The sequence below is a fragment of the Bacillus sp. SRB3LM genome, from assembly GCF_015712745.1.
GTDB classification, from domain to species: domain Bacteria; phylum Bacillota; class Bacilli; order Bacillales; family Bacillaceae_G; genus Bacillus_A; species Bacillus_A thuringiensis_K.
Genome location: NZ_VWVQ01000084.1, coordinates 1 through 4710, shown reverse-complemented (window position 1 = coordinate 4710; position 4710 = coordinate 1). Strand labels below are relative to the sequence as shown.

Genomic DNA, 4710 nt, shown 5'->3' with positions numbered 1-4710 from the left:
CCCATTTCTCGATAACTTTCATTTCCGTTCAAATAACGTAGAACGATTTGTATTTTTTCATCAGCTGTAAATTTAGCCATAGAAAAACTGCACCCCAATTGTTAGACTGTGTCTAACAATTGGGGTGCAGTTCACTTTTGGTTGCTCTTTTTTATATGAACATGGTTTATTCATATGTATTGATCGTGTAAAAAAAGCATATATATGAAAAATGAATATACAAAGTATATAACAATATCTGATGAATTGGTCATTTTGAGAAAATAAGGAGTGGGATGCGGATGGATAGCTCTTCTAATAGTACTTTATCAAATGGGAAAGAAGAAGTAGAGAAGATTGAATACATTAAAATGGATTTAAAAAAACGTATTTAATGTGATGATCAAGGGAAGATCGGCTAAAAAAGTTAAAGGAATTTCTCAACGACAGAACGCTTCTTTTTTAGTTTATTAAAAAGAAGGACGGATGTATGGATATTGAAGAACCTGTATAGGAGATTTGAAACAGTTGGAGGGGAATGGGGGAATGAAAATGGAACTAACAAAGCTTGAGAAAGCTATGGTTATTAGTACATTCATTACAGCGTTGGGCAGAGAGGAATTGGAGATGTGTATAGATGAATATTCACTAGAACAGCTGGAGGAGGAACTAGAAGAGATATTGTATGAATCAACCTTAAAACAAATGATGGTGGCTGGGAGAAGTGGAATTAACAAAATTATTCAAGAGTTATTAGGAGATAGTTGATAAATACCAATGAATTTATATAAAACGAAACAATAAAAGTATAAACTCTACGACAGTGGTGAGTAGAGGAGACTCCATGAGCAAGTAAAGAATTGTTCCAACTATGAGCGGCGGTGTAAGAAGATACAGCGCGTTGTCCATCATAGAATAAAACTAGAACATCATCCGGAATTTGCATTAAAAATAGAAAGTCTTAAAACAGTTTGTGTGGATTTTCATAATAAAGAATACGATTGAATATTCAAAAAGAAATTTAACAAATGGGAACATGATGAAAAATGGTGAAAAAGAATCGGCAATAACAATACCCTTCTTAAAATATTTTATCAAAAAATGATTTAAGAGGTACCAGAGGAGGCAGGCAACTGTCAGGTTATTTTCGAAATTACGCACGTAGGTGGCATTTAACCGTATATATGAATATTGTTGAGTTTTAAAAATGGTATTAACAACTGTTTAGTTTCTATCATAGGGTATTAAGGACCAAATTATAATTTGGTGTAAACAAGGATAAAAAACTGTAAAGAAAAAGGGAGGATAACCTATGTCACAGCCTAATATGCCAAACATTACCCCAAATATATCTTTAACACGAGATGACGTGGTGAATTTATTGCTGGCTTCTATTGCACTGGAAGAGATGGGGTTATCACATATTATTAATGCGGAAGGATAAAAAATTCAATTCGCTTTAGGAACTTTGCCAGGGCAGACGAGGCCTGGGGGGACTTTGCAAGATATTTTAGCGGTCAATCAGAGTGTACAAAGCATGATGGAGACGCTGTTTAAAAAAGAAATGATATTGATGCCCTAGTACAGGTAAATGCTTCTATTCCATTTGATAATGTTGATATTGTAGGATTAGATATTATGTATCCGGCAAATGATGGCATAATAATGTTAAGTGGAAACCAAAGTTATTTAGTATTATATGCTTTACAAACAGCTTTAACTACATAGCCAGTTGCAGGGGCGCTTTATCTTGATACAGTGGAAATACCAGATAGTAAAACTGTCATAAGTTCATCCACACTTGTAAATCAAACCATTATCCGTACAGGTCCTGGTACACACCAACTTGAACTAAGGATTACGCAAAGTACTAATAATCCAGCGAGTGTTGAAAAGGATATAACTAGTTTACAAGTAATAAGGCTTTCTTGATATTTCAACGAATAAACTTGCAAATTATCCAAAGAAAATAATATGTTTATTTATTATCAATTCGCAACTTGTTATACAATGATTAAATAACCTGAGAAAGAGTTGGAACTTACTTTACAATCAATGGTATTAGATGTTCCTTATCCGGCGTTTAGCTGTCGAATGTGGGAACATTTTTTTCGAAAGGGACATATAGAAACAGCTATTTTTTGGTATGAGCGGCTTAAACAAAAATATTATCTAATTGATATGCTTAGTCGGTGGTAAATCAGGCATACTACAAATGGGGTCCTTATCAAAAATTGACTATGCATTATTAATTTTTAGATAATAAGAAAAAAGCGTATTTTCATGAACAGCAGGTGCAATTTTACCAAAATAGAGTGGAAAAATAGAGCGAGCCCTTTTATTTTGATAGTGTTTTGTAAAATACTGGATTGATGGGAAGTTTGTTTAAATGAATAATAATACAATTCTGCCAATTTTACGAATAAGGCCGTATATTTCTTAATTAGAATTACATATAGACAAAGAAATGTTTAAACCCCTAAAAGTGCGGTGTTAATCTATTCTATATAGACTGTTGAATCTTATCTGTTTTTTGCATGGAAATAATATGTTTCTGGATCTTCATAATTGTGAACGTATTTCATAAGGATTCTCCTTTTATTTAAGTGCGTACCTTGGTAATGTAAATTCTTTTTTTATATGGATCGGGAGTTCAACTACTACTAATATTATAGATTTTGCACATTTTATATACTATATGCTGTTCCAATTAGCGATTGTTTAGTTTAGTAAGGTGTTTTTTTCACCCTTTATTGTGTTGTTTATCCAGTTAGAACCGTAATTTTTCTTCGGTTCTTCTATATCTTTTCTATATGGTTCAAAGTCTCTTGATTTTTGAATTTGTCTGGGGCTTGTATTATGTGAAAAGATACATTGAAATGTTAGTTCGTTTTCCTGTATTTCTTCATGTCCTTCAGGAGGAATGAAAATTCTATTAGCAATCATAAAATGATTCTATATAGTTTTAGGATGGAATGGCTATTCTAGAATAAATGAAGTAAGATTTTATCCCGCATTCAGGAGCAGTAAGATTCCTAATTCAGAATTCAGGGAAACAAAGAAATTAGATATGGGGGAAGAATCCCTCCAGGATTAAAGGTATACCTTATTATAGATAATTTAGGCATTGCAACCATTTTTGTTGTGTGTAAAACAAGTAGAAGCATAAATGTAAACAAAGACAAAACGGTACAAGTTAACCCGCTTTATCTTTGTTTTATATGGAGTTAAGTAATAATTAATGAAAACAATCCCGATATTAGTTATGTTTAGAAAATCAAGATAAAGATGAAAAGGATATTTGTGTGATGGAATTGTTATTCGTATTATATGTAAAATGAAGTGCTCGTATACAAAAAATGGTTATCAAAACCATTTTAAGTGTAAGTATGATAAAATGTAGGTGATATGTGTTGGTAAGTATTCTAATTTGGTTTTCTTGCCGAATTAAAATTTTTCTTTTAGTAGAAAAAAGATAAACCATAGCAAGGACTACTAATTAATTTAATTCTTGACTCCAGGAAAACAAGAGAGTGCTTGTATCCGTGTAATTCACCTTTATTTTGAATAGAAATATAATTCTATCTATAGTGCTTAAAACTTTCACAAATTCTGACATAAATAGTCCATTTGAAAAGGAGATAAAGGAAAGGTTAAATCAACAGGTGTTTTGCGAAAGATTAATCATTTAGGTCGAATTGTGATACCGAAAGAAGCAAGAATTCCATTTGGCCATTCACGAAAAAGGTTTATTAGAAATCTTTTTAGAAGGTGAAAAGATTATCCTAGAGAAATATAAAGGATACGATGCATGTCCTATTAGTGGAGAAGTGTCTATAAAAAACATTAAACTAGCGGATGGAAAGCTGACGTTGGGTCCAGAGGGAGTAAAATAAATCTTGGGAGAGTTAGAACAGTATTTGGAAAAACTCTGAGGGGGGAAAACAAATGTTAGATAGAAAAGTACAGACGATTAAAAAGGAAATGATCAGACATACCGTAGCGCTCCAGGAGCGATTGTTACAAGAAGCGATGCCAAAAAAGGGTGTCATTACGTTAATTTTAGTTAACGGCTTTCATATTAAAGGAACGTTAAAAGGATATGATAGGTATGCCGTGTGGATAGAAGCTGATAACAAAAGTCAACTGGTTTATAAACATGCAATTTCTACGATTCGATTCTAACAGAAAAAGAAGCATGAATACCTAGGGTTCCATGCTTCTTTTAATTGTTTTTCTGTTTTATAGGCAGGTACTTTCCCTGCAGGGATTGTTGAATGGGTTTTAATAGTGTATCAACAGTCAGACTTGTTTGTGGTCGTTTTAGTCCTGTTTCGATAGCTACTTTGTAGTATATTTACCTACAATTTCGTATTATTTAAATGTTAACCTTTTATAATTTGAATATCTTTGCTAAGTTTTGTTGGTTTCCTACCGATTTGATATTTGGCCAGAAACCCTATATATTACCTCTCTGAAAATCGATATAATTAAATATAAAAGCAGCTATAACGAAGGGGGCTAGGCTGTTATATGAAATAGGAAGCACTTTGATTGTTGATAGCTATTTTTTATAATTTTCTTTGCTATTAGGACTAGGTTTAGGAATTATCTTGAGTGTAATCATCATGTGGTTAAATGACCTGGTCAAGAAAAACTGGAACATGAAATAGATTATGCAATTGATTTTGAATACTGATACGGAGTCATTCCATTTAATGATGAGTGCGG

2 protein-coding genes and 3 pseudogenes are annotated in these 4710 nt (G+C 32.5%); all 5 read left to right on the top strand.

Translation table 11 applies throughout. The features are described from left to right. Positions 1 to 525: 525 nt before the first annotated feature. The 5 genes and pseudogenes from F3I02_RS27045 to hfq all read left to right on the top strand — a co-directional run bounded on the left by F3I02_RS27045 (position 526) and on the right by hfq (position 4164). Positions 526 to 747, top strand: coding sequence for a hypothetical protein (locus F3I02_RS27045; protein ID WP_196477901.1), 222 nt, complete (start codon positions 526 to 528; stop codon positions 745 to 747). A gap of 9 nt (positions 748 to 756) precedes the next feature. Continuing rightward, positions 757 to 984, top strand: a pseudogene (locus tag F3I02_RS27040) (hypothetical protein). 307 nt (positions 985 to 1291) lie between these two features. Continuing rightward, a pseudogene (locus F3I02_RS35190) lies at positions 1292 to 1561 on the top strand (alpha-helical endospore appendage domain-containing protein). 2088 nt (positions 1562 to 3649) lie between these two features. Next, positions 3650 to 3875, top strand: a pseudogene (locus tag F3I02_RS27030) (AbrB/MazE/SpoVT family DNA-binding domain-containing protein). A gap of 52 nt (positions 3876 to 3927) precedes the next feature. After that, positions 3928 to 4164: an RNA chaperone Hfq gene (gene hfq / locus F3I02_RS27025; RefSeq protein WP_196477900.1), complete on the top strand. Its 237-nt coding sequence runs from the start codon at positions 3928 to 3930 to the stop codon at positions 4162 to 4164. The last annotated feature ends 546 nt before the right edge of the window (positions 4165 to 4710 follow it).